Below are 1,994 nucleotides of genomic sequence, written 5' to 3'. Positions count from 1 at the left end.
CCGTCGGCGAGCTGGGTCGCGCCGAAGTACGACACCGGCACGTGGCTGTCGACGTGCGTCCAGGTCGCGCCGCGATCGGTGCTGCGCACCACGTTGCCGCGCATCCCGTACGCGACCCAGTCGCCGTTCGCGAGCATCAGCGCGCCGAACAGCGAGCCGGCGTACGGCGACGGCAGCTTGTCCCACGTCGCGCCGTTGTCGGTCGAGCGCAGCAGCGTGCCGCTCTCGCCGGCGACCAGCAGGTTGCCGTGGCCGTCGCCAACGATTGCGTTCAGGTGACGGTCGCCGGCCGGCGTCTTCACGGTCTGCCAGTTGAGGCCCGCGTCGTCCGAGCGCAGCAGCTGGCCGAAGCTGCCGGCCGCGAACAGCGGGCCGTCCGCCGTGCCCCAGACGGACAGCAGCGGATCGGAATGTTCGTGGTCCATGTGCACTTCGCGCCAGTGCATGCCGGCGTCGTCGCTACGGACGATCCGGCCGTCGTGGCCGACCGCGATGCCGAGCGTCGGCGTGATGAAGCGCACCTGCGTGAGCGTCGATGCCTGGTCGGGTGTGGTCGATGCCGGCCGCCAGTGGGCGCCCGCGTCATCGCTGAGCAGGATCACGCCGCGTTCGCCGACCGCGACGATGCGCGCGCCGGCCCGGGCGAGCCCATTGATCTGCAGCCGGTCCGCGTGGATCGCGGTGACCGGGAACGCCGGCAGCGGGCGCGGCGAAAACGCGAACAGCGCGGCGCCGAGCACCAGCGCCGACATCGTGAGTCCGGGCAAAGATCGTTTCATCGCTTGTCTCCTGTGTCTGCGTTCGACGACGGTGCGCGCCATGGCGCCCACCGCCGTCGCCTGCAAGTCTCCGGGCCGTCGGTCGTTGCCGCGGCCTCGAATGGTCCTGAATGGCGGGCCGCCTGAGCAGCGCGGCCCGTCCGCGCGCCGCTACGCGCCGACTTCGAACAGTGCGGCGGCACCCATCCCGCCGCCGATGCACATCGTCACGACCGCGTGCCGCACGCCGCGCCGCGCACCTTCGAGCAGCGCGTGCATCGTCATCCGCGTACCCGACATCCCGAACGGATGGCCGAGCGCGATCGCACCGCCATCGACGTTCAGCCGGTCGTCGGGAATGCCGAGCGTGTCGCGGCAGTACAGCGCCTGGCACGCAAATGCCTCGTTCAGCTCCCACAGCCCGATGTCGCCGACGGTCATCCCGAAGCGCGCCAGCAGCTTCGGAATCGCGAATACCGGGCCGATGCCCATCTCGTCCGGCTCGCAGCCGGCCACCGCGAGGCCGCGGAACGCGCCGAACGGCGTCAGCCCGCGACGTACCGCCTCGCTGCGCGACATCACGACCACGGCCGCCGCGCCGTCAGACAGTTGCGACGCATTGCCGGCCGTCACGAACTCGCCCTGCTCGACGACCTTGCCGCCGCTCCACGACGGCTTCAACCCCGCGAGCCGCTCGGCCGTCGTGTCGGCGCGCACGCCTTCGTCGCGCGCGGCTTTCATGTCCTCGTGACCGGCCGGGTTGCCTTCCTTGTCGAACAGCGCGCGCCGCACGTCGAGCGGCGCGATTTCCGCGTCGAAGCGGCCGGCTGCCTGGGCGTCGGCCGTGCGCTGGTGGCTCTGCAGCGCGAATTCATCCTGCGCGGCGCGCGAGATCCCGTAGCGGCGCGACACGATCTCGGCCGTTTCCATCATCGCCATGTACGCAGCCGGCTGATGGTCGAGCACGGCTTGCGAGCGCGCGCGATAGGCGTTCTTGTGCTTGTTCTGCGTGAGCGAGATCGACTCGACGCCGCCCGCGACCACGATCCGTGCGTCGCCCGCGCCGATGCTGCGCGCGGCGCTCGCGATCGACATCAGGCCCGACGAGCACATGCGGTCGATCGCCATGCCGGGCACCGATGCGGGCAGCCCGGCCGCCGCGGCCGACAGGCGGCCGATGTTGTAGCCCTGCGTGCCCTGCTGCGCGGCGCAGCCGATCAGCACGTCGTCGACGTC

At 71.4% G+C, this 1,994-nt stretch carries 2 protein-coding genes; both read right to left on the bottom strand.

Annotated elements, in window-relative coordinates; all coding sequences use genetic code 11:
- On the bottom strand, window positions 1-779 hold a 779-nt coding region (locus tag G3N99_RS39500), incomplete at its 3' end, for a YCF48-related protein (protein ID WP_206125111.1).
- Between the two features lie 150 nt (window positions 780-929).
- The coding region (locus tag G3N99_RS39495; RefSeq protein WP_206125110.1) for an acetyl-CoA C-acyltransferase at window positions 930-1,994 on the bottom strand (1,065 nt) is incomplete at its 5' end.

The sequence above is a fragment of the Burkholderia sp. Ac-20392 genome (assembly GCF_017104585.1).
Taxonomy (GTDB): domain Bacteria; phylum Pseudomonadota; class Gammaproteobacteria; order Burkholderiales; family Burkholderiaceae; genus Burkholderia; species Burkholderia lata.
Note: the sequence above shows the minus strand (reverse complement) of the source record. Positions and strands in the feature narration are given on the sequence as shown.